This window comes from Cellulosimicrobium sp. G4 BAM 1002 (assembly GCF_057126935.1).
This window is the reverse complement of the sequence record NZ_CP182109.1, coordinates 4,116,911-4,139,406: the sequence shown is the minus strand read 5'-3', so window position 1 is coordinate 4,139,406 and position 22,496 is coordinate 4,116,911. Positions and strand designations below refer to the sequence as shown.

Below are 22,496 nucleotides of genomic sequence, written 5' to 3'. Positions count from 1 at the left end.
TTCCGATGACCACCACAGCTCCTGCTCCCGTCGCACCACCGACCGGACAGGTTCCGGCCGAGCCAGCCCCTCGTCACCGCCGGCCCCCCATCACTCCGGGCCGCGTCGTCGGCTGGGCCGTGCTCGTGCTCCTCATGATCGCGACCATCTTTCCCTTCTACTGGATGCTGCGGACCGCGCTGTCCACCAACGCGGCGCTGCCGGGCGGTGCTGCAGACCCGCTGCCCGTCGGGTTCGGCTGGGAGGGCTTCCGCCGCGCGCTCGGGCTCGCCACGGCGCAGGAGTCGCTCGCCGACGGCGGGTCGGGCGCCTCGATGGACTTCCCGCGGTACCTGCTGAACTCCGTCGTCGTCGCGACGCTGGTCACCGTCTGCCAGGTCTTCTTCTCGGCGATGGCCGCGTACGCGTTCGCCCGGCTGCGCTGGCCCGGCCGCGACGTCGTCTACGCGGTCTTCCTCACCGGCCTGATGGTCCCGACCATCTTCACGCTCCTGCCGAACTTCCTGCTCGTGCGTGACCTCGGCCTGCTCGACACGCTGCCGGGGATCGCCCTCCCGACGATGCTCATGACCCCGTTCGCGGTGTTCTTCCTTCGCCAGTTCTTCGCCGGGATCAGCTTCGAGATCGAGGAGGCAGCGAAGCTCGACGGAGCGGGTCGGTTCAGGACGTTCTTCACCATCGTCCTGCCCATGGCCTCGCCCGCCGTGGTGACCCTCGCGGTCCTGACCTACATCACGGCGTGGAACGACTACCTGTGGCCCTTGCTCGTGAGCCAGTCCGACGACTCACGAGTGCTGACCCTCGCGCTCGGGATCTTCCGGGCGCAGTCTCCCCAGGCAGCTCCGGACTGGGCCGGGCTGATGGCGGCGACGCTGCTCGCAGCGCTGCCGATGCTCCTGCTCTTCCTCGCCTTCGCGAAGAGGATCGTCAACTCGATCGGCTTCACAGGAATCAAGTAGCCGATCGTCACCACGGGGCATACGGGTACGGCGGCCGTCGGACCCGACAACCACTCCGCACCATCGACGCGGATGTCTGCGAAAGGGAACAACGATGCGAAAGTCTGTCCACGTCGCGGTGGCAGGATCCCTGGTCCTGGCCCTCGGGGCCTGCTCCTCGGGAGGCGGCTCGGGCTCGGGCGGCTCCGGCGACGAGATCTCCTACTGGCTCTGGGACTCGAACCAGGTGCCCGCCTACCAGGCGTGCGCTGCTGCGTTCACGGATGAGAACCCGGACATCACGATCAAGATCGAGCAGTTCGCCTGGGACGACTACTGGACGAAGCTCACCGCATCCTTCGTGGGCGGCTCCGGCCCGGACGTGTTCGTCGACCACCTGTCGAAGTACGGCGAGTTCGCCTCGCAGGGCCAGATCGTCGCACTCGACGACCTCGTCGAGAAGGACTCGGTCGACACCTCCGTCTACGCCGAGGGTCTCGTCGACCCGTGGCGGTACGCCGACGGCTCGCTGTACGGCCTCCCGAAGGACTGGGACACGACCGCGTTCTTCTACAACGAGGCCATGGTCGCCGATGCCGGCTACACGGCGGACGACCTGTGGGCGGCGGACTGGAATCCCGAGGACGGCGGCTCGTTCGAGCAGATCGTCGCGCACCTCACCGTGGACGCCAACGGCGTACGCGGTGACGAGGCCGGGTTCGACAAGTCGAAGGTCGCGGTCTACGGCCTGGGCATCAACCCGAACTTCGAGGAGACGGGCCAGATGCAGTGGGCCAACTTCACGGGGTCGCTCGACTGGGACTACCTGGACGAGAACCCGTGGGGCACGCGCTACAACTTCGACGACCCCGAGTTCCAGAAGGCGGTCGACTGGTTCTACGGCCTTGCGGAGAAGGGCTACGCCCCCGCGGCGGGGGTGTTCTCCGAGGAGACGCTCACCCAGGTGGGTTCCGGCAAGGTCGCCATGGGGACCAACGGCTCTTGGGCCACGGGAACGTTCAAGGCGCTCGAAGGTGTCGAGGTCGGGATCGCCCCCGGGCCGGTGGGTCCGACAGGTGACCGCGCCTCGGTGTTCAACGGCGTCGCCGACTCGATCAGCGCGTCGTCGGAGAAGCAGGACGCGGCCTGGGAGTGGGTGCAGTACCTCGGCTCCAGCGCGTGCCAGGACATCGTCGCCGAGCACGCCGTCGTCTTCCCTGCGATCCCCGAGTCCGCGGACAAGGCGCTGGCCGCGTTCGAGGCGAAGGGCTGGGACGTCTCGGCGTTCTTCAGCTACCGCGAGGAGGGGCGCACGTTCCTCCCGCCGATCACGGTCCGCGCCGGCGAGGTGAACGCGATCGCGTCGGTCGCGTTCGAGGACATCGCTCTGGGCAACCAGGACGCGTCGTCGCTGACGGAGGTCAACGAGCAGATCAACGCGGTCCTCGCGGACTGAGCACCAGCACGGACGGCGGGACGTGGCGACCGTGCCACACCCGCACGTCCGAGCCGGGCGGTCGCACCGACCGCTCCCCGGTTTCGACAGCACGAAGGAGTGTGGACAGATGCATGGCAAGAGAACGGACGGCGGGCGCACGATGCTCCGCCGACTCACGGCAGGACTGACTGCGTCCCTGGTCGCCGCCACCGGAGCGGTGACCGTGCTGCCCGGTGCAGCGGCTGCCGAGGACGTCGAGGTCCTCGCGGTCGACCTGTCGGCGTCGACGGGGGCGGTGCAGGGCGGTGCGTCGGGCATGCTCTACGGACTGGGCGACGACGGCGTGCCCACCGACCCCATCGTCGCGGGGGCCCGTCCGACCAATGTCACCCAGAAGGCCCCGCACGGCGCCCAGCACCCCAACGGGGACCCCCTCGACGTCGAGCGCTCGCTCTTCGAGAACGGGGGCGAGTACCTGATGGTGAACATCCAGGACTACTACCCCGACTGGCCGTACAACGGTGGGAAGCGGCCGGAGGACTTCGACTCGTACCTCGAGACGGTCCGGACGGTCGTGACGAGCATCGTCGAGGAGTCCGACTACCCGGAGCGGTACGTCTTCACGCCGTTCAACGAGCCCGACGGCATCAACTGGTATGGCGACTGGAACGTCATGCGGGACACCTTCCTCGCCGACTGGAAGGCGGCCTACGAGGCCATCAAGGAGATCTACCCGGAGGCGAAGATCGCCGGACCTGGTGACGCCTGGTGGCACGGGACCAGCACTCGCCAGATCCTTACCTACGCGAAGGCCAACGACGTCCTGCCGGACATGTGGACCTGGCACGAGCTCGGTGTCGAGAACCTCGCCACCTTCCGCTCGCACCTCGCGGAGTTCCGTCAGATCGAGAAGGAGGTCGGGGTCGGCCCGCTGCCCGTGAACATCACCGAGTACGCGATGCGTCGCGACATGGGGGTGCCCGGGCAGCTGGTGCAGTGGATCTCGATGTTCGAGGACGAGAAGGTCGACGCGCAGACGGCGTACTGGACGTTCGCGGGCAACCTCAACGACAACATGGCCAAGAACAACAGCGCGAACGGCGCGTGGTGGCTGCTGAAGTGGTACGGCGACCTCACGGGAGAGACCGTGGAGCTCACCCCGCCCGCGCTGAACAAGGTCGACACGCTGCAGGGGCTCGCGGCCCTGGACGCGGAGAAGCGCCAGGCGACGGTGCTCTTCGGCGGCGGCTCGAAGGACGTCCGCGTCGACGTGTCGGGGATCGACACCGAGGTCTTCGGTGACGAGGTCGAGGTCCAGGTGCGGCGGGCGGAGTTCACCGGGCAGGAGGGGGAGGCGCTGGCGCCGCCGGTCGTGGTGGCCGAGCGTGCCGCGGTGGTCGACGGTGCGGTGCAGGTCGTCGTCCCGAACGACGACCGTCATTCGGCCTACCAGGTCGTGGTGACTCCGGTGCTCGACGAGGCACCCGTGGTGGACACGACGTGGAAGCAGCGTGTCGAGGCGGAGTCGGCCCAGCTGTCCGGACTGACCGTGGTGGATCGCCCGGCCGGTGACGCGTGGACTTTCGCGGCGTCGGGCGCCAAGGACGTGCGAGGTTTCACGTCGGCGGGGGCGTCGGCGTCGTGGACGGTCGACGTCCCGGCGACGGGCACCTACCGCCTGGGCGTCATCGCGGGAGTGAACGGGCCGAACGTGGGACCGGGCTCGCATGCGCTGTTCGTCGACGGCGCACAGGCTGGCACGATCCGCTACGAGGCAGGGTTCTCGGACTCCTACCGCGGCAAGGCCGAGGTCTTGGTGGACCTCCAGGCAGGCGCGCGCCAGCTGTCGGTGCGGGCGAGCGCCGACGGGTCCACCGTCCTGCCCGGTGCGAACGTCACCCTCGACCGGTTCGACCTCGAGCGCGTGGACGGCCCGGACACGACCACCTACCCCGCGCACCTTGCACGGCTGGAACGCGCGGCGGTCTCCTACGACGCCGGCGCGGCCGGGCACGTGGAGGTCGCGAACGAGGGCTCGGCGACGTTCTACGTGGCCGCTCGGGAGACGGGCTACCACGACGTGACGCTGGACTACGCGGCGGACGCGGCGACGACGGTGGGGCTGCGGCTCAACGGTCGCGAGGTGACCGGCCTCGAGGCGGATGCCGCGGGTGCGCGCACCTCGACGGCGCGGGTGCACCTGGCCAAGGGCATCACCGAGCTCACGATCACCTCGCCCGAGGGCATCGCGCTCAGGTCCCTGACGACCACGCGCGCCGCCGAGTCGGACGCGACGGTCCAGAAGGTCGAGGCCGAGAACGTGCTCCAGCTCTCGGGTGGTGCGCGCCTCGAGTCGGTGTCGCAGCCGACCGACGTGTCGGGCCGGCAGGTGTCCTGGCTGGGCGGCAGCGCGCAGAGCGTCGCGGTGTGGCCGCGCGCGGAGGGCGTGAGCTCGGGCCAGTACGACCTCGTGGTGCGGTACGCGAACGCGGAGAAGAACACCGGGCACGCCTACAACACCGACGTCATCACGCGCTTCCTCGACGTGAGCGAGGCCGGCGGCGGCACCACACGCGGTGCCTTCCGGCACAACTACTCGTGGAAGGGCTTCTGGACCCACACGATCGCCCTGGACCTGAGCACCGACGACGGCGCGCTGACGCTGGGCAACGCCACGGGCTGGGCCCCGAACCTGGACACCCTCGCCCTGGCGCCGCTGGTGCTGGACGTGACCAACTCCGGTTCCTCCGCGGCCGTCGCCGTTGACGTCCAGGTCCAGCCGCGCTGCCTGGCCGGAAAGGCCTACCTCGCTGTGCGCGCGACGAACCAGGAGCAGTCGGCGGTCGACCTCAGCGTCGTCACGGCGTACGGCACGCGCGAGTTCGCGGCGGTCGCTCCCGAGCGTTCCGGCTACCAGTCGTTCGCCACCCGCTCCACCCGGCTCGAGGAGGGCACCGTCATGGTGACCGGAACGACGGACGGGCGAGAAGGTCAGTACGAGGTCGCGTACGACATGCTCGACTGCGGCTGACCGGCTGCCGGTCGTCCGCCACCTCGCTCGGGCCTCGCACATGAACGACGCGAGGCCCGAGCGACGGGCTTCAGGTCGCACGCGCTACACGGACCTGGGATACGCGCTGCAGGCGTTCGGTGTCGGTGACCCCCGGGCCGTCGCGGCGGTCCGAGACGTCGTCGCCGACGTCACGTTCGACGACGTCTGGATCCCCCGGTCGCGTGGGTACGTCGCACTCGCGCGCGCCGGGGTCATCCACGCGTGGGTCCATCCCGGCTTCGTCGACGTCAGGTCCGGGCCCGGCGGAGCCCGCCGGATCCCCCTCCCGCGCTGCGGACCGGCCTGGTCGAGCGGCCTCTGCCCCGACACGGCGCACGACGGCGACGCCGAGGAGACCGCCATGACGACCGACCGGCGACCCGAGCTCCCGCGGGCGGAGCGGACCAGGGAGCGGTTGCTCGGCACGGTGCGCAGGGAGCGCATCGCCGCCGCCGTACGCGACCGGGGTGTCGTCGCGGTCGCCGACCTGGTGCGTGACCTCGGCGTGTCCGACATGACCGTCCGTCGTGATCTCGCAGCCCTCGCGGACCGCGGTGTGCTGCACAGGGTGCGTGGGGGCGCGACGTCCGCTCGCGTACAGGGCTCAGCGCACGTGCCGCGCCCTGGAGTCGCCCGGGCGGGCGACGACGCGCGCGCGGAGGTCGCCGCGCGGTTGATCGAGGCCGGGGGCGTCGTCGCCCTGGGCCCGGGGAGCACCACCCGGCTCCTCGCGGAACGGATCGCCGCGGACCCGCGACTGCGGCCGCTCACGGTCCTGACGAGCTCGACGGCCGTCGCGCGGGTGGTGGACTCCGCGCGGGACGACCGGCTGACCGCCATCCTCTCCGGGGGCGTGCGCACCGCGTCGGACGCCCTCGTGGGCCCGATCGCGAGGCGCGCTTTCGGCGCGCTCCCGAGCACGCTCGCGTTCGTCGACGCCTACCGGATCTCGTCCGCGACCGGGTTGGCCGACCGCGGACGCGAGGAGTCGGACGCCAGCCGGGCGATGGTGCGGAGCGCCGACCGGGTCGTGGTTCTCGCTGGCCGCGAGGCATGGCGTCCCGGCCGGCGGTACGGGTTCGCGACGCTCGACGAGGTCGACATCCTTGTCACGGATGAGGCGATGCCTGCCCGGGAGCGAACGCGCGTCGGTGACGCTGTCGGGCGCCTTCTTGTCGTCCGCCCGGCGGAGCACCCGACCACGGTCGGGCGTCGATCGTCCCTGTGAACGCCCCGGGTTCAGCGGGCGTGAGGTTCTCTGGATCCCGGCGTCGTCGAACCAGTCGACCCATTCGATCACGCGACCGACGGGGTCGACCTCCGTCCATCCCGCAGGCGGTTGAGAAGCTCGGGCGGACGGGCCTCCGGAGAGCCTGCCGGACCGTGTCACCCTTCTGGAGGGCCGGTGGGTCGAGAAGGATCTCGACGTCGTTCGACGAGACCGGGGGCATGCTCGAGCCCTGGCTGCGGAGACTACCGAGTCGTCGCCGCCTGCTGCGCGCGCGTGCGGACGCCGCGGCGGACGGGGCCTAGCGTGAAGAGCAGCGTGACGAGCCCGGTGAGCGCGAGGAGCGCGAACCCGAGGCCGTAGGTGCCCTCGAACTGGTAGACCGCACCCATGAGCAGCGGCGGGATGAAGCCGCCCAGCCCGCCGGCCGCACCGACGAGGCCGGTCACGGCCCCGACCTTCTCGACGGGCGCGACGTGCGCGACGAGCGCGAACGTCGCCCCGGAGGACGCTCCGAGGGCCGCCGCGAGGCCGAGGAACGCGATCGTCCCGACGGGCACGAGCGACGGCTGGAACGCGACCACCGCGGCGAGCAGCGTCACGACCGCGAAGCACCCCACCGAGACCGGGACTCCGCCGAACCGGTCGGACAGCGCGCCGCCGACCGGGCGCATGAGGACTGCGAGGACGACGAAGCCCGCGGTGCGCGCGGCCGCGTCTGACGCGGTGAGGTCGTACGCGTTGACGAGGAACGTCGGCAGGTAGACGGAGAACGCGACGAACCCGCCGAACCCGACGGCGTACAGCCAGGAGAGCTGGAGCGTCGCGGGGAGGCGGAACGTCGCCCACGTGCGCTTCCAGAAGCCCCCGGCGGGGGCGGTCGCCCGGCCGGGCGGGACGCGCAGGAGCAGCCACGCCACGACGGCGAACACCGCGAGGATCGCCGCGACGAGCAGGAACGGGGCCGCGTCGCCCCACGCGTCGCGGATGCGCACGGTCGTGAACGCGGAGATCGCGGTGCCGCCCATGCCCATGCCGAAGATGCCGATCGCCGTGCCGCGCCGCGCGGGCGGGTACCAGGCGTTGACGAACGGGACGCCGATCGCGAACGTGGTGCCACCGAGGCCGAGGAAGAACCCGCCGACGAGCAGCGCGACGAAGCTGTCGGCGACGAGCCCGACGAACAGCACCGGCAGGATGGTCAGCGCGGTGACGAGCGGGAACATGATGCGCGCGCCGAACCGGTCGGTGAGGGCGCCGACAGGGATGCGCCCGAGCGAGCCGACGATCACGGGCACCGCCACGAGCACCGACACCTGGACGTCGGTGAGGTCGTACAGCTGCCCGTACGCGGCGCCCAGCGGGCTGATGAGCGCCCACGCCCAGAAGTTCACCGCGAACCCGACCGTCGCGAGGACGAGCATGAGGGTGGGGGACGTGGACGTCGTCGTCGGTGCGGGGCCGGCGGTCCCGCTCGCGTCCTGCTGCGCCATGGCGACTCCTGGTGAGCGGTGCCCGGCGACGGGCACGCGAGGTCGTTGCGTCGAGCGCCTCCCACGCTAACGACGCTCCTGGCGGCGCGCGCGGCGAACGGGCCGTACGGTGGGGCCGTGCTCGACTGGCTCTTCGGGGGCGTGGCCCTGCTCAACGTGTACGCGCTCGCGCTCGTGGTGCTGCGCGCACCGCTCTTCCGCACGCGCCTGTATCGTCCGATGCTGCTCAACATCGGGCTGTCGATCGCCCCGGTGATCGTCCTCGGGTTCGTCGTCCTCCTCGACGCCGTGCTCATCGCGGGCGGCGCCGCACCGGGGGTGATCGTCACGGTCGCGGTGCTCGGGTTCGGAATCTGGCTCCTTCTCCTGCCCAACGCCGGCTACCTCGTCACGGAGCTCAACTACAGCCACCGCCAGGAGGGGGAGGACGTCCCCCTCTGGTACGACATCGTCGCCGTGCTGACGCTCGCGATGTCCGGCGTGATGAACACGGTGGTCAACGTCTTCCTGGTGCAGGCGCTGATCGCCCTGGTGCTGTACCCGAACGACGACGACCCCTTCGGGCACGCGTCCTCGTGGATCGCCGTGCTGGTCGTGCTGGCGCTCGTGTCCGTGGGCATCTACCTCGGCCGGTACGTGCGTTTCAACAGCTGGGACCTGCTGCACCCCGCGCAGTTCGTGCGCAAGCTCGTGCGGCACTTCCGCGCCCGGGGCGCGGTCCGCGACGCCCTGCTCTTCGTCGTCCTGCACACGCTGTTCTTCGCGCTCATGTACGCGATCGTCATGGGACCGATCACGACGATCCTGGTGCGCGGGGCCTGAGGGCACCTGACGGTACCGGCCGCACCACCGTAGGATGCGCGGCGTGACCACGACGCCGCCGAGGGCCGCCCGCGCCGTGCCCGTGGCGCGCGCCGTCGTCGGCACGTGGCCGCGCCGGATCGCCCTCGCCGTCCTGCTCGGCGTCGTGGTGGGCACGACGGCGGCCGGCGGCCTCGCGAAGCACGTCGCCGCAGACGCCGGGCCGGCCCGGGCCACCGCGGGGGAGCCCGTCCCCACCGGACCGTTCGACCTCACGCCGCGGTCGTGGACCGTGACGGACACCGTCGAGACGTCCGCGCTGGAGGACGCCGGGGCCGACGCGTGGCTGCTCGTGGTCGTGGGCGCGCTCGACACCGACCGGGTGTCGCGGCGTCTCGACGACGCGGCGGTGACGCTCCCGGAGGAGCTGCCCGACGGGCTGGAGCTCGCGGCCGAGGCGGAGCCCGACCGCCCCGAGGCGACGCTGCTCGTACGCGACGCCTCGCCCTACCCCGTGCTGCAGCCGGGTCTGCCCGAGGACGTCGCGCTCCTGTGGCCGTTGACGTTCGGCCCGTCGGAGGCTGCTGCGGACCAGCCGCTCACCGTCACCCTGCCGACGTTCCGGTACCGGGACATGACGATCGGCGGTGGGCGCCGCTGGGCCGAGACGGGCGCGTCGACGCTCGTGGACGTCCCGCCGGGCGACGTCCCGCCGACGATCGTCGAGCCGCCCGAGGAGGAGGTGGACTGGTGAGCGAGCAGGCCACCGAGGCAGCCGTCGTGCCTGCGCCGCCCACGCCGTCGGACGGGCCTGGGGCCGCGCGCCCGCGCCGGACCGGTCGGGTCGCGACCGTCGTCCTGGTCGTCCTCGCCGTCGTGGTGGGCGCCGCCGTCGCGCGCGTCGACACGTGGTGGCCCACGCTCACGGCGACGACGACGCGCGGCACGGTGGGCGACGTCGTGACCGCGGGGCCGCTGCGGGTGCGCGTCGACGACGTGCGGACGGGCACCCTGCTCGAGGACGGCTTCGACACGCTCACGACCGACGGCGTCTGGGTCGCCGTCGACCTCGCGGTGTCGGGCACGACCCGGGAGGCCGCCGTCGAGTCGATCGAGCTGCGCGACGCCGAGGGTCGCGACCACGAGGCCTCGCACCGGGTGCGCAACGCGATGCTGAGCGCGTTCATTGACCCGGACGTCCCCGAGGCGGGGACCGTCGTCGTCGAGGTCCCCGCCCGGGCGCTCGAGGGGGACGTCGTGCTGCGCGTGCTCACGGAGCACCAGGACGCGGACATCGACCGCCCGCAGGCGATCGCCGAGATCGACCTCGGCCGCGTCGAGCCGCCGTCGGACGGCGACACCGTCGAGGTGCTCGCCCCCGCGCTCGTGCCGGGCGGGTGGGCCGGATGAGCGTGGGGTGGTGGCGGACCAACCGCTGGTGGCTGGTCGTGCTCGCGGTCGCGCTCGCGGCGCTCGGTGCGCTCACGTGGCGCTCCGACGCCGTGCAGGGATGGTGGACGTCGGAGCCGCACCGCGCCCACGCGGCGGATGCCGAGGGCTGGGCGCAGGTCGGCGACGTCCGGGCGCGGCTCGCCGGGCTCGAGGTCGTCGACTGGCTCGACGACGGGTTCGACGGCCGGATCGAGGCCCCCGAGGGGTACACGCTGTGGGCCGCGGACGTGTCGGTGCGCGCGGTGCCCGGCGCCGGCTCCCCGGGGGCGGCGAGCGACCCGGAGGAGGAGGCGTACTCCGCGTGCACGGTGACGCTGCGCGACACGGAAGGACGCGTGTACAGCGCGGGGGCCGGTGCGCTCCCGGGCATGCCGATGACCGACCCGCCGGTGTGCACGGGCGACGCCTCGAGCCGCGTCACCCAGTACTTCCTCACGCCCGACGACGCCGAGCCGGCCGAGGTGCGCGTCGTCGAGCCGGAGCTCCTCCCGGACTACTGGTCCTTGCCGGCCTCCGCCGACGCCGACTGAAGACCGACCTCGTGGGCTACGGGTTGACACGCGACGTTTTAATGAACATAGTTCGTAGTCAATAGTCTTTCAACGGAGGTGCTGTCGTGAGCTGGGTGTCGTGGATGCTGGGGAACCCGCTGCCGTTGCCGGTCGCTCTCGCCGTCGACCTCGGCCTGCTCGCCGCCGTGGTGGTCGCCGGGCTCCTGTGGTGGGACGGGCGCCGCGCCGTGGTCCCGAGCACGGCGGGCCGGCGTGCGGTGCGGCACGCGGCGGCGACGAGCGCCGCGGCTGCGCTGCTCGTCGCCGCGGGGATCGCCCTCCCGCCGCTGTACCTCTACCTCGGGCTGTCCGGGCTCGGGGCCCGCGCGACCGCGGTCCTGCCGCTCGTCGCGCTCGTCGCCGCACTCGGGGTGCATGCCGTCGGCGAGCTCACGTGGCCCCGGCCGCTGCACCGGCAGCGCGAGGCGCGGCTCGTCGCGCGCTCGGCCGCCGACGTCGTCCCGTCCGCGACCCGGCGCGTCGCCTGGGGCTGGGGCGCGGGGCTCGTCGTGGCCGGCGTGGCGTTCGGCCTCCTGTCCGACGGACCCCGCTCGATCGCGCGCGTCACGGGACCGCACGCGGCGTTCACCGTCGCGCCGTTCCCCGGCTGGCTGTGGACGGTGCCGCTCGTCGTCGCGGCGGGCGTCGCCGTCGTGGCGTCGGAGGTCGTGCTGCGCCTCGTCGCGTCCCGCCCGGCGGTCGAGGACGTCGCCGAGGGCTGGGACATGTGGCTGCGACGTCGGGTCGCCCGCCGCGTCGAGCGCGCGACGCAGCTCGTGCTCGGTCTGACGCTCGCCGGGCTGGTCGCCCTCGCGGGCCTCTCGCTCCGCTGGCTCGGCCTGGGGAACGGCGACGGGGTGCCCACCGGCCCAGGCCTCAGCCCGGGGTACGTCACCGCCGGGAACGTCCTGCTCGTCGTCGCGCTCGTCGTCGTCCTGGTGGCGCTCGTCGTCGCCGTGTGGCCGGCGCGCGACCCGGCGCCTGCGTCGGCGGCCGAGCGCGAGCCGGTGGCGGTGGCCGCGTGAGCCTCGCCGTCCGCATCGACCTCGACTCCCCGACCCCGCACTACGAGCAGCTCCGCGCCCAGCTCGCCGCGCTCGTCACCGCGGGCGACCTCGCGGACGGGCAGCGCCTGCCGACCGTGCGGGCGCTCGCGAACGACCTCGGCATCGCGCCGGGGACGGTCGCACGGACGTACCGCGACCTCGAGGCGGCCGGGCTCGTCACGACCCGCCGCCGGGTCGGGACGCTCGTCACCGCGCCCGCCGCCACGCTCGACCGGGCGGCGGTCACCGAGGCGGCGGCGCGCTTCGTGCGGCTCGCGCGCGACCACGGGCTGACCGACGTCGAGGTCCGGGACGCCGTCGCGGCCGCGCTCCTCGGCGCGCCTCGGGCCGGCGGCTCGCGGGACGGGGCGCAGCGAGCGGAGGTCGGGTCAGGCGGCTGAGGCCACGGGCGCCGTGCGCTGCCGGCGGCGGGTCCGCAGGGCCGACGGCAGGCCGAGGTTCGCCAGCAGCGCGTCCGCGGCGGCGGCGAGCAGGACCGTCGTGAGCACCTGCACGACGACGGTCGCGACCGTCTCGAGCGGGCCGAACACCGCGCGCCACACGTCGATCCCCGGTTGACCGAGCACGGCCTGGGCCGCCGTGAACACGACCTGCTCGGCGAGCGTGAGCAGCGCGAACGCGACGCAGAAGAGCAGCACCGCGCCCCACCGGCTCCGCCACAGCATCCCGAGCGCGCCGACGAGCCCGCCGAAGCGCCGGCCCGGGTCGAGCATGAGCTCCCACGCCCTGCGCGCGCCGCTCGCGCCGAGCGTGCGGTTGAACCGGTCGACGACGCGGGCGGTCCGCCCTTCGGCGCCCGCCGGCGCGTGCACGGGGTCGACGACGTCGATCGCCTCGACGCCGTAGACGATCGTGCCGAGCGTGAGCCACGCGAGCGGGACCACGAGGCCGGTGACGATGCCCGCGAGCACGAGCGACGTCGTCGGCCCGACGGCGTCGACGACCGGCTTGAGGAGGTCGACGCGCGCGACCACGCCGTCCCACCACGTCGTCACCTCGACGACGAGGACGCGCGAGGTCCACCACTCGCGGACACGCCCGACGACGGCCGTCACGGTGAACGCGCCGACGACGATCCAGACGACCTCGCAGTAGCCCGCGAGGATGCGGACCGCGGCCGAGCGCGCGCTGCGCCGGGCCTCGCCCCCGGCCTCGACCACGCCGCGCTCCATGCGCTTCGCCACGCGCTCGAGGAGCGTGCGGGCCAGCAGCGCACCGGCGACGACGAGCAGGACGGTGAGACCGAAGCCCTCGGGGACCGGGCTCGCCGTCTCGATCCCGGCGCCGGCGGCGAAGGCGTGCTCGAGCGCCGCGGAGTCGACGTAGGCCTGCCAGTCCGACGAGAGGCCGCCGTAGAACTCGTAGATCACGAGGTACGGGACGAGCACCGAGGCGATCGAGCCGAGCAGCGCGCGCACCTCGATCCGGTCGCGGTCGTCGCGCGGTTCCCGGCGCAGGACGTGCAGCATCACCACGATGCCGACGACCGTCGCGAGCGGCGAGAAGGACAGGACGAGCAGCCCCAGCACGCCCGACGACGGCGCGACCTCGAGCGCCGCCCGCAGCGCGAGCTCGTGCACCACCTGGGCGAGGACGGCGACGGCCACGAGCGCGGGCCAGTGCCGGGCGAGCAGCCGGCCGGCGTCGGCGAGGACGCGCAGGCCGGAGCGCAGGACCGAGTCCTGCGGAGCCGAGGCAGGGCTCGCGGTCGTCGTGGGCGCCGTCACGCGCGCCAGGCTACCCGTGCCGCGACGGGAGCGGAGCGGTGGACCTCAGACGCGCGCGGCGAGGCGCGAGACGAGGCGCTTCGCCTCCTTGCCGGCGTACCGGCGGGCGAGGACACCGACGCCCGCCGCGACGGCGGCGAACGTGACGGCCGAGACGATGCCGACCTCCTCGTCGTCGAGGTCCTTCGGCGCGTCGTGACCCGTGGCCTTCGCCCACACGAACGTGACGATCTTCTGGGCCACCCAGCCGGCGGCGAACGTCAGGGCGACGGTGCCGACCTTCACGGCCAGGGTCTGCTCGGTGTCGTTCAGGTCGGCCACGAGGGGTCCTCCGTCGGTCGGGGCGCCGTGCGGCGCCGGGCGTGATCGCACGTCCACCGTAGTGCGAAGTCCCGCCCGGACGCCGCCCGGCGCGCTCACTCCCGGCTCACTCCTGGCTCACCGCGTCGAGCACGGGCAGCCGGGCCGCGCGGGTCGCCGGCCACGCGGCGGCCACGACCCCGACGACGGCGGCGAGCGCGAGCATCGCGCCGAGCTGGGCCCACGGGATCGCCAGGGTCGTGAAGCCCTCCTCCGCGAGCACGGACGGGAGCGCGGAGGCGAGCCCCGTCCCCACCGCTAGCCCGACCGCCGTCCCGAACACCGCGATCAGCACGGACTCGATGACGATCGTCCCCCCGAGCTGGGCACGTCCGAGCCCGACGGCGCGCAGCAGCCCGATCTCCCGCGTGCGCTCCACGACGGACAGCGCGAGCGTGTTGACGATCCCGAGCACGGCCACGAGGACCGAGAGCCCCAGGAGCGCGTAGACGATCGCGAGGATCGACTCGACCTGGGACGCGACCTCCCCGGCGAACTCCTCGGCGTCGAGCACCGACGCGACGACGTACGGCGCGACGGCGTCGGACACGTCTTGGCGGACGGCGCCGGGGTCGGCCCCCGGCTCGAGGTCGAGGAACAGCATCTCGGGGGCGGTCGCGCCGACGGCCGCCGCGACGTCCGGGGGCAGGAGCATGTCGACGGTGAACGCGTGGGAGTCGATCACGACCCCGATCCGGACGTCCTGCGCAGGGGTGCCCGGGCGCGCGGGGTCGGCGATCGTGACCACGTCGCCCAGCTCCCAGCCGTGCTCCTCGAGCGCGTCGGCCATGACGGCGGCCTCGCCGCGCGCGAACGCTCCGAGGTCGCCCTCCGTCGCGGTCGTGCGCACGGATCGGCCGAAGCCCTCGGCGGGGAAGCCGACGACGAGCTGCGGCTCGTCGTCCACGGTCACCGGCCCGTACGTCGTGAGGTCGGCCGACGCGACGCCGGGCACGGCCCGCACGTCGTCCGCGACGCCCTCGGGCAGGTACGGCGTCGCGGACCGGACGACAAGGTCGGCAGCCGTCTCCTCGTCGACGATGCCGGTCACGGACTCGCGTGCCGAGAACGCGAGGACCGACGTCGTCGAGACGAGCGCCATGCCGACGAGCAGCGCCCCCGCGGTCGCGGCCGTGCGGCGAGGCTGCCGCGTGACGTTGCCGCGCGCGAGGCCGCCGAGCGGGCGGGCGAGCGCGACGAACGGCGCCGCGAGCACCCTCAGCACCGGACCGACCGCGAGCGGAGCGAGCAGGAGGACACCTGCGATGACCCCGACGGCGCCCAGCCCGAGCAGCGGTGCCCCGTCGCTCCCGGCCGCCGCCGCGCCGACGACGAGCCCCGCGCCGGCGAGCAGCGCGAGCGCGCCCGCGACCGTGCGGACGACGCCCGGTCCGGCGGGCCGCACGGCGTCCTGACGCATCGCCTCCACCGGCCGCACGAGGGCCGCGCGCCGCGCCGGCAGGGCGGCGGCGACTATCGAGACGACCACGCCGACCACGAGCGGGACGACGATCCCGACGGTCGTCACGGGCAGCGAGCCGGAGAGCTCCATCCCGACCGCGCCGATCCCGGCACGCGCGAGCTCGGCGAGGCCGAACCCGGCCGCCACGCCCAGCACCGCGCCGACCACCCCGACGACCGCGGCCTGCCCCAGCACCGAGCCGAAGACCTGCGCGGGCGAGGCCCCGACGGCGCGCAGGAGCGCGAGCTCCCGCGTGCGGCGGCGCACGTGCATCGCGAACGTGTTGGTGATGATGAACGTCCCGACGAACAGCGCGAGCGCGGCGAACACGAGCAGGAACGTCGAGACGAAGCCGAGCTGGTCGGCGATCGCGCTGCTCGTCTCCTCGCGCAGCTCCGCACCCGTGACCGCCTCGGCGCCGTCGGGCAGGTCGTCGGCGACGGCGTCGACCAGGGCGTCAGGTGCCGTGCCGTCCGCGGAGTACAGGGCGATCGACGGGACGAGGCCGTCGGGTGCGAACGTCGCGGCGGCGGTCCAGGCGTCGAGCAGCACGATCGTCGCGCCGGCCATCGGCGCGGACAGCGAGACCTCGCCGACGACGCGGACCGGCTGCACCGCGTCGCCCAGCACGACGTCGGTCGTGTCGCCGACCGCGAGCCCGGACGCCTCGAGGGTCCCCGACTCCAGCGCGACCTCGGCGCCGTCGCGCGGGGCGCGACCGTCGACGACCTCCGGGCCGGGGTCGCGCGGGTCGTAGGCGATCGCCATGCTCGGTGCCTGCGCGCTGAGCACGGCGGTGCCGTCGGCGCCGACGAGCACCGCGGGACCGCTGACCTCGGGGAGCGCGAGCGCGACGTCGTCGCGTGCGCCGAGCTCGTCCGCGAGCTCCGCGGGGACGAGGCTGCGCGCGCCGCCGAGCTGGGCGGACGACGACTCGAGCGCCGTCCCGGTGCTCGTCCCGCCGCGCACGTACGCGTCGGCCTGGATCGAGGACGCGACGATCCCGTCGAACGTCGAGGCGAGCATCGCGCGCAGCGCGAACGTGCCGGTGACGAACGCGACGCCGATCGCCACGGCGAGCACCGACAGCACGAGCTGGGCGCCGTGCGCGCGCACGCCGCGCACCGCGATCCGCCCCATCACCGGACGACCGCCGGTGCGTGCGCGGCGCTGCCCGGTGTCGCCGGGGTCAGCTCGCCGAGGGTGTCGAGGACGCCCTGCGGCGTGGGGTCGCGCAGCTCCGTGACGAGGCGCCCGTCCGCGAGGAACAGCACGCGGTGCGCGTACGACGCCGCCGTCGGGTCGTGCGTGACCATCGCGACGGACTGGCCGAGGTCGTCCACGGAGGAGCGCAGGAACCCGAGCACCTCCGCGGCCGCGCGCGAGTCGAGGTTTCCCGTCGGCTCGTCCGCGAACACCACCGCGGGGCGGGAGACGAGCGCCCGCGCGCACGCGACGCGCTGCTGCTGCCCGCCGGAGAGCTCGGCCGGCCGGTGCCCGAGCCGCGGGCGGAGGCCCACGGCGTCGACCACGCGCTCGAACCACTCCCGGTCCACGGGCCGGCGCGCGATCGCGAGCGGCAGGACGATGTTCTCCTCCGCCGTGAGCGTCGGGACGAGGTTGAACGACTGGAACACGAAGCCGATGCGCGTCCGGCGCAGACGCGTCAGCCGCCGCTCGCTCATCGCCGAGACCGTCTCGCCGTCGACGACGACGGTGCCCGACGTGGGGGAGTCCAGCCCTGCGAGGCAGTGCATGAGCGTCGACTTGCCGGAGCCCGAGGGCCCCATGATCGCGGTGAGGCGCCCGCGCTCGAGGTCGACGTCGACGCCGTCGAGCGCACGGACGCCCGCCTCCCCGCGCCCGTAGGTCTTCACCAGGCCCCGGGCCGTGGCGATCGCGTCCGGTGTGGTGCCGCGCTCGATGCTTCCCTCCGTGACGACCGCGGCGGTCGGTGCGCTGCTCATGGTCACTTCTCCTCCTGCTGATGGTGACCGGGCCAGGGCGGCCCGGTCACCATCGACCCTGGCGCGGACACCCGTGCCCGGGCATCGGGGAACCTCCCGGACCTCTCCCTGGTCCCGGCGCGGGGGCGCTCAGGGTCTTCTCAGGGTGGCTCCGCCGGTCACGGGCCGGCGGGCGTTCCGGTGTAGGCTCGAGGGGAACGACAGGGGAGCTCCTGGAGGAGCTGAGAGTGCGGACCACCGCAGACCCTCGAACCTGATCCGGTTAGCACCGGTGGAGGAAGTCGGGATCTCGATCACCTGCGCGCACACCCACCGTGGTCCTGTGCGCGCCGGTGGACCCCTCCTGAACGTCCAGGGAGGACACATGCAGCACACCGTCGGCAGCAGCCGGAGCCTGCGGACCCACGCGCGCCCCGCCCGCCTGGCCACCACCGCGACGGCGATGACGCTCGCCCTGCTCGCCTTTGCCGCGTGCAGCGGCGGCGACGACGCCACCGGGGGTGACGACGCGTCGTCGGGCGGCGGCACCGTGACTCTCGTGACCCACGACTCGTTCGCGGTGAGCGACGACGTGCTCGCCGCGTTCGAGGAGGAGAGCGGGCTCGAGGTGGAGCAGGTCGCGCCCGGTGACGGCGGCGCGCTCGTCAACCAGCTCATCCTCACCAAGGACTCGCCGCTCGGCGACGTCGTGTTCGGGATCGACAACACGTTCGCGTCGCGCGCGATCGACGAGGGCGTCCTCGAGCCGTACGTGCCCGCCGGGCTGTCCGACTCGGCCGCGTCCTACGCCGTCGGCGACGGCGACGAGCTCACCGCGATCGACCGCGGCGACGTGTGCGTCAACGTGGACCACGCCTGGTTCTCCGAGGCGGGGATCCCCGAGCCGGTCACGCTCGAGGACCTCACGAAGCCCGAGTACCAGGACCTGCTCGTCGTCACGAACCCCGCGACGTCGTCGCCCGGGCTCGCGTTCCTGCTCGCGACCGTCGGCGCGTTCGGCGAGGACGGCTGGCAGGACTACTGGGCCGACCTGCGCGCCAACGGCGTCAAGGTCGTCGACGGCTGGTCCGACGCCTACTACGTCGACTTCTCCGGCTCCGAGGGCGCCGGCCCGCGCCCGCTCGTGCTGTCCTACTCCACGTCGCCCGCGTTCACGCTCACCGAGGACGGCTCCGCGTCCACGACCGGCGCGCTGCTCGACACCTGCTTCCGCCAGGTCGAGTACGCCGGCGTGCTCGCGAACGCCGAGAACCCCGACGGCGCGCGCCAGCTCCTCGACTTCCTCGTGAGCGAGACGTTCCAGGCCGACGTGCCCGGGTCCATGTACATGTACCCCGCCGACGACACCGTCGCGCTGCCCGACGGCTGGGCCGAGTTCGCCCCGCTCGCCGGCGAGCCGTTCGAGGTCGCGCCCGAGGACATCTCGGCGCACCGCGACGAGTGGATCAAGGCATGGACGGCGACCGTCGTCGACTGAGCCCCGGGCTGGGGTGGGCGACCGGGTCGGGTCCGGCGGCGGGGGCGGCGTCGGTGCTCGGGCTGGCCGCGCCGTCGCCTCCGTTCGTCGGGCGTGGGTTCTCGAGCGCGGCCTCGACGCCCTTCGCATCCGACGCCGCCCCCACCGCCTCGGCCGTCGTCTCGCCTTCGCGCACGACCAGCGTTCTACGTCGCGAGGTAGAACCGTGGTCTGCCGAGGTAGAACCGTGGTCGCGCGAGGTAGAACCGTGGTGAGGGCTCGGGCGCCCTGGCGGGGTCGTCTCGGGCGCGCGGTGGCCTGGGGGGTCGCGGCGGCGGTGCCGCTCGTGTTCCTCGGGGTGTTCTTCGCGTGGCCCGTCGTCACGCTCGTGGCGCGCGGGTTCGTCGGGGACGACGGCGGGCTCGACCTGTCCGGGTTCGCCGAGGTGTTCTCGCAGCCGCGGACGTGGCGCATCATCGGGCTCACGCTGTGGCAGGCCGTGCTCGGCACGGTCCTCTCCGTGCTGCTCGGCGTCCCCGGCGCGTACGTGCTGTACCGGTGCCGGTTCCGCGGACGCCGGGTGGTGCGGGCTCTCGTGACGGTGCCGTTCGTGCTGCCGACCGTCGTCGTCGGGGTGGCCTTCCGGTCGCTGCTCGTGCAGGGCGGGCCGCTCGGGTTCCTGGAGCTCGACGAGACGTTCGCGGCGATCGTCGTGGCGCTCGTGTTCTTCAACTACTCCGTGGTGGTGCGCACGGTCGGCGGGATGTGGGAGCACCTCGACCCCCGCGCCGAGCAGGCGGCGCGAGCCCTCGGGGCGACCCCGTGGCGCGCGTTCCGCACCGTCACGCTCCCGGCGCTGACGCCCGCGATCGCGAGCGCCGCGTCGATCGTCTTCCTCTTCTGCGCGACGGCGTTCGGCGTCGTCCTCGTCCTCGGCGGCATCCGCTACGGGACGATCGAGACGGAGATCTGGATCCAGACCACCCAGTTCCTCGACCTGCGCACCGCCGCGGTGCTGTCGGTCGTGCAGCTCGTCGTCGTGGCCGCGGCGCTCACGGTCGCGAACCGCACGCGTGCGAGGCGCGAGCGGGCGCTGAACCTGTCGGCGGCGGCCTCGTCCGCCCACCCGCTGACGCTGTGGCGCGACGGCCGCCCCACCGGCGACCTCGCCCCCGCGGCGCTCACGGCCGCGGTCGTCGTGGTGCTGGTCGGCCTCCCGCTCGGCACGCTCCTCGTGCGGTCGTTCCGGGTGCCGGGCGGCGGGTGGGGCCTCGACAACTACGCGAACCTCGGCACGACGGGCGGGCGCAACGCGCTGTCCGTCACCGTGTGGGAGGCCGCGGGCAACTCGCTGCGCACGGCAACGCTCGCGACGGTCCTCGCGGTCGTGATCGGGGGGCTCGTCGCGCTCGTCGTGTCCCGACGGCCGCGCTCGCGGGGCGGGCGCCGGGCGATCTCCGTGCTCGACTCCGTGTTCATGCTGCCCCTCGGCGTCTCCGCGGTCACCGTGGGCTTCGGGTTCCTGCTCACCCTCGACCGGCCGCTCGGGATCGACGTCGACCTGCGCACGTCGGGCCTGCTCGTGCCGATCGCGCAGGCGGTCGTCGCGACGCCGCTCGTCGTGCGCACCGTCCTGCCGACGCTGCGCGCGATCGACCCGCGCCTGCGCGAGGCTGCCGCGACCCTCGGGGCCACCCCCGGGCGCGTGTTCCGCACGGTCGACGGACCGATCGCCGCGCGGTCGCTCGGCCTCGCGGTGGGGTTCGCGTTCGCCGTCTCGCTCGGGGAGTTCGGCGCGACGTCGTTCCTCGCCCGCCCCGACAGCGCCACCCTGCCGGTGGTCATCTTCCGGCTCATCGGGCGCCCCGGGGCCGAGAACTACGGCATGGCGCTCGCCGCGAGCGTCGTCCTCGCGGTGCTCACCGCGACCGTGATGCTGCTCGCCGAGCGGTTGCGCGGAGACCGACCCGGAGGAGAGTTCTGATGGTGCAGACCGACCCCGCCCCCGCGCGCGCGGGCTCGCCGGAGCCGTCGCGCCCCGACGCGGCGCCCGCCCACATGCCCGGTGAGGGCGGCGGGCTCGCGGTGCGCGACGTCGTCGTGCGCTACGGCGGGCGCGACGGCCGGGGCGCGCGCACGGACCCCGGCACCACGGCCGTCGCGGGCGTCACGCTCGACGTCGCGCCCGGCGAGGTGCTCGCCCTGCTCGGGCCGAGCGGGTGCGGCAAGTCGAGCCTGCTGCGCGCGGTCGCGGGGCTCGAGCCCGTCGCCTCGGGCGCCGTCACCTGGGACGGACGCGACCTCGGCGGGGTACCTGTGCACCGCCGCGGGTTCGGGCTCATGTTCCAGGAGGGCCAGCTCTTCCCGCACCGCGACGTCGCGGGCAACGTCGCGTACGGGATCGCGGGCCTGCCCCGCGGCGAGCGCGACGCGCGCGTGACCGAGCTGCTCGACGTCGTCGGGCTGGCCGGGTACGATCGGCGCGCCGTCGCGACGCTCAGCGGGGGAGAGCGGCAGCGGGTCGCGCTCGCGCGGTCCCTCGCGCCGCGCCCGCGGCTCCTCCTTCTCGACGAACCGCTCTCCGCGCTCGACCGCGGGCTGCGCGAGCGCCTCGCGCTCGACCTCCGCGAGGCGCTGCTGGCCACCGGCACGACGGCCGTCTTCGTCACCCACGACCACGACGAGGCGTTCACCGTCGCCGACCGCGTCGCCGTCATGGACGTCGGCCGGCTCCTGCAGGTCGCGCCGCCCGAGGACCTGTGGCGGGCGCCGGCGTCGCGCCGCGTCGCGGAGTTCCTCGGCTACCAGGCGTTCGTGCCCGGTCCCCCCGGGCAGCTGCTCGCCGTCGGCCCGCGCGGCCTGCGCGTCGTTGTCGGGACGGCGACCCGGCGCCCGGGACCCCCTGGCGGTGACACCTGGGAGGCGACGGTCGTCGGCAGCGTGTTCCGGCGCGGCGCGGTCGAGGTCACGGTGGACGTCGCGCTCCCCGGGGCCGACCGCGCCGCGCCCGTCCGGCTCGTGGCGCTCGCCGGCGAGGGGACGGGGTTCGACGACCGCGTCGCTCCGGTACCGGGCGACAGGGTGGACGTCACGATCGACCGCGCGGGCTGCGCCGTCGTCCCCGCGGTCGACGACCCCGTGCTCGGGCGAGGACGCCTCAGCGGGCCTAGCGTCGAGGGATGAACGACGACACGACGGCGGGGACGCATCCCCCGGAGAAGTCCGGCGGCAAGGCCGCGAAGATCCTCTACCGCCCCGTGGGGCTCGCCAGCTCGATCGTGGGCGGGCTCGTCGCGGGCCAGGTGTTCAAGCAGGTGTACAAGCGCGTCACCCCGGGCCACCGGAAGGACGCGCCGAAGCCGCTCGAGTCGGAGTACGGGCTGCGCGAGATCCTCGTCGCGTCGCTGATCCAGGGCGCGATCTTCGCCGCGGTGAAGGCGCTCATCGACCGCGGCGGTGCCCGGGCCTTCGAGAGGTGGACGGGGGAGTGGCCGGGCGACTGAC

At 73.8% G+C, this 22,496-nt stretch carries 19 protein-coding genes and 1 riboswitch; of the genes, 14 read left to right on the top strand and 5 right to left on the bottom strand.

What is annotated here, in order from left to right; genetic code table 11:
• Positions 1 to 5: 5 nt before the first annotated feature.
• The 4 genes from ACMXGY_RS18430 to ACMXGY_RS18415 all read left to right on the top strand — a co-directional run bounded on the left by ACMXGY_RS18430 (position 6) and on the right by ACMXGY_RS18415 (position 6,656).
• Complete coding sequence (locus tag ACMXGY_RS18430; RefSeq protein ID WP_483774413.1) at positions 6 to 959, top strand: carbohydrate ABC transporter permease; 954 nt, start codon at positions 6 to 8, stop codon at positions 957 to 959.
• Between the two features lie 94 nt (positions 960 to 1,053).
• Entirely contained in the window at positions 1,054 to 2,394 is a 1,341-nt protein-coding gene (locus ACMXGY_RS18425) for an ABC transporter substrate-binding protein (RefSeq protein ID WP_483774412.1), read from the top strand.
• Positions 2,395 to 2,503: 109 nt separating this feature from the next.
• On the top strand, positions 2,504 to 5,407 hold the full coding sequence (locus ACMXGY_RS18420; RefSeq protein WP_483774411.1) for a hypothetical protein: 2,904 nt from the start codon (positions 2,504 to 2,506) through the stop codon (positions 5,405 to 5,407).
• Positions 5,408 to 5,447: 40 nt separating this feature from the next.
• Positions 5,448 to 6,656, top strand: coding sequence for a DeoR/GlpR family DNA-binding transcription regulator (locus ACMXGY_RS18415; RefSeq protein WP_483774410.1), 1,209 nt, complete (start codon positions 5,448 to 5,450; stop codon positions 6,654 to 6,656).
• Positions 6,657 to 6,901: 245 nt separating this feature from the next.
• On the opposite strand, the gene ACMXGY_RS18410 is transcribed toward ACMXGY_RS18415, so the two are convergent.
• A complete protein-coding gene (locus ACMXGY_RS18410) occupies positions 6,902 to 8,149 on the bottom strand; it encodes an MFS transporter (RefSeq protein WP_483774409.1) in 1,248 nt (415 codons plus the stop codon).
• A gap of 117 nt (positions 8,150 to 8,266) precedes the next feature.
• On the opposite strand from ACMXGY_RS18410, the gene ACMXGY_RS18405 reads away from it, so the two are divergent.
• The 6 genes from ACMXGY_RS18405 to ACMXGY_RS18380 all read left to right on the top strand — a co-directional run bounded on the left by ACMXGY_RS18405 (position 8,267) and on the right by ACMXGY_RS18380 (position 12,400).
• A complete protein-coding gene (locus ACMXGY_RS18405; RefSeq protein WP_483774408.1) occupies positions 8,267 to 8,971 on the top strand; it encodes a DUF1361 domain-containing protein in 705 nt (234 codons plus the stop codon).
• A 43-nt stretch (positions 8,972 to 9,014) separates the two neighbouring features.
• Positions 9,015 to 9,704, top strand: coding sequence for a hypothetical protein (locus ACMXGY_RS18400; protein ID WP_483774407.1), 690 nt, complete (start codon positions 9,015 to 9,017; stop codon positions 9,702 to 9,704).
• Positions 9,701 to 10,360, top strand: coding sequence for a hypothetical protein (locus ACMXGY_RS18395; protein WP_483774406.1), 660 nt, complete (start codon positions 9,701 to 9,703; stop codon positions 10,358 to 10,360). The genes ACMXGY_RS18400 and ACMXGY_RS18395 overlap by 4 nt, the downstream gene beginning before the upstream one ends.
• Positions 10,357 to 10,932 carry a hypothetical protein gene (locus ACMXGY_RS18390; RefSeq protein WP_483774405.1) on the top strand — a complete coding sequence of 192 codons (576 nt, stop codon included), beginning with the start codon at positions 10,357 to 10,359 and terminating at the stop codon, positions 10,930 to 10,932. Before ACMXGY_RS18395 ends, ACMXGY_RS18390 begins: the two co-directional genes overlap by 4 nt.
• An 86-nt stretch (positions 10,933 to 11,018) precedes the next feature.
• Entirely contained in the window at positions 11,019 to 11,978 is a 960-nt protein-coding gene (locus ACMXGY_RS18385) for a hypothetical protein (RefSeq protein ID WP_483774404.1), read from the top strand.
• The gene (locus ACMXGY_RS18380) at positions 11,975 to 12,400 is read left to right on the top strand and encodes a GntR family transcriptional regulator (RefSeq protein ID WP_483774403.1); all 426 of its coding nucleotides are present in this window, start codon (positions 11,975 to 11,977) and stop codon (positions 12,398 to 12,400) included. Before ACMXGY_RS18385 ends, ACMXGY_RS18380 begins: the two co-directional genes overlap by 4 nt.
• On the opposite strand, the gene ACMXGY_RS18375 is transcribed toward ACMXGY_RS18380, so the two are convergent.
• From ACMXGY_RS18375 to ACMXGY_RS18360, 4 genes are all read right to left on the bottom strand, one after another.
• Positions 12,389 to 13,747: a hypothetical protein gene (locus ACMXGY_RS18375; RefSeq protein WP_483774402.1), complete on the bottom strand. Its 1,359-nt coding sequence runs from the start codon at positions 13,745 to 13,747 to the stop codon at positions 12,389 to 12,391. The genes ACMXGY_RS18380 and ACMXGY_RS18375 overlap by 12 nt on opposite strands.
• A gap of 45 nt (positions 13,748 to 13,792) precedes the next feature.
• Entirely contained in the window at positions 13,793 to 14,068 is a 276-nt protein-coding gene (locus ACMXGY_RS18370) for a DUF4235 domain-containing protein (RefSeq protein ID WP_483774401.1), read from the bottom strand.
• Positions 14,069 to 14,174: 106 nt separating this feature from the next.
• Positions 14,175 to 16,709 (bottom strand): ABC transporter permease, encoded by a 2,535-nt coding sequence (locus ACMXGY_RS18365; RefSeq protein ID WP_483774400.1) that lies wholly within the window; start codon positions 16,707 to 16,709, stop codon positions 14,175 to 14,177.
• Positions 16,709 to 17,536, bottom strand: coding sequence for an ABC transporter ATP-binding protein (locus ACMXGY_RS18360; protein ID WP_483774399.1), 828 nt, complete (start codon positions 17,534 to 17,536; stop codon positions 16,709 to 16,711). Before ACMXGY_RS18360 ends, ACMXGY_RS18365 begins: the two co-directional genes overlap by 1 nt.
• A 192-nt stretch (positions 17,537 to 17,728) precedes the next feature.
• A riboswitch (TPP riboswitch) is annotated at positions 17,729 to 17,833 on the top strand.
• Positions 17,834 to 17,900: 67 nt separating this feature from the next.
• On the opposite strand from ACMXGY_RS18360, the gene ACMXGY_RS18355 reads away from it, so the two are divergent.
• From ACMXGY_RS18355 to ACMXGY_RS18340, 4 genes are all read left to right on the top strand, one after another.
• Entirely contained in the window at positions 17,901 to 19,013 is a 1,113-nt protein-coding gene (locus ACMXGY_RS18355) for a thiamine ABC transporter substrate-binding protein (RefSeq protein WP_483774398.1), read from the top strand.
• Positions 19,014 to 19,305: 292 nt separating this feature from the next.
• Entirely contained in the window at positions 19,306 to 20,976 is a 1,671-nt protein-coding gene (locus tag ACMXGY_RS18350; RefSeq protein ID WP_483774397.1) for an ABC transporter permease, read from the top strand.
• Complete coding sequence (locus tag ACMXGY_RS18345) at positions 20,976 to 22,175, top strand: ABC transporter ATP-binding protein (protein WP_483774396.1); 1,200 nt, start codon at positions 20,976 to 20,978, stop codon at positions 22,173 to 22,175. The genes ACMXGY_RS18350 and ACMXGY_RS18345 overlap by 1 nt, the downstream gene beginning before the upstream one ends.
• On the top strand, positions 22,172 to 22,495 hold the full coding sequence (locus ACMXGY_RS18340; RefSeq protein ID WP_483774395.1) for a DUF4235 domain-containing protein: 324 nt from the start codon (positions 22,172 to 22,174) through the stop codon (positions 22,493 to 22,495). The genes ACMXGY_RS18345 and ACMXGY_RS18340 overlap by 4 nt, the downstream gene beginning before the upstream one ends.
• The last annotated feature ends 1 nt before the right edge of the window (position 22,496 follow it).

Coding starts and splice junctions, on each gene's coding strand:
- ACMXGY_RS18430 (WP_483774413.1), top strand. CDS start 6: ATGACCACCACAGCTCCTGCTCCCGTCGCACCACCGACCGGACAGGTT.
- ACMXGY_RS18425 (WP_483774412.1), top strand. CDS start 1,054: ATGCGAAAGTCTGTCCACGTCGCGGTGGCAGGATCCCTGGTCCTGGCC.
- ACMXGY_RS18420 (WP_483774411.1), top strand. CDS start 2,504: ATGCATGGCAAGAGAACGGACGGCGGGCGCACGATGCTCCGCCGACTC.
- ACMXGY_RS18415 (WP_483774410.1), top strand. CDS start 5,448: ATGAACGACGCGAGGCCCGAGCGACGGGCTTCAGGTCGCACGCGCTAC.
- ACMXGY_RS18410 (WP_483774409.1), bottom strand. CDS start 8,149: ATGGCGCAGCAGGACGCGAGCGGGACCGCCGGCCCCGCACCGACGACG.
- ACMXGY_RS18390 (WP_483774405.1), top strand. CDS start 10,357: ATGAGCGTGGGGTGGTGGCGGACCAACCGCTGGTGGCTGGTCGTGCTC.
- ACMXGY_RS18365 (WP_483774400.1), bottom strand. CDS start 16,709: ATGGGGCGGATCGCGGTGCGCGGCGTGCGCGCGCACGGCGCCCAGCTC.
- ACMXGY_RS18360 (WP_483774399.1), bottom strand. CDS start 17,536: ATGAGCAGCGCACCGACCGCCGCGGTCGTCACGGAGGGAAGCATCGAG.
- ACMXGY_RS18355 (WP_483774398.1), top strand. CDS start 17,901: ATGCAGCACACCGTCGGCAGCAGCCGGAGCCTGCGGACCCACGCGCGC.
- ACMXGY_RS18345 (WP_483774396.1), top strand. CDS start 20,976: ATGGTGCAGACCGACCCCGCCCCCGCGCGCGCGGGCTCGCCGGAGCCG.
- ACMXGY_RS18340 (WP_483774395.1), top strand. CDS start 22,172: ATGAACGACGACACGACGGCGGGGACGCATCCCCCGGAGAAGTCCGGC.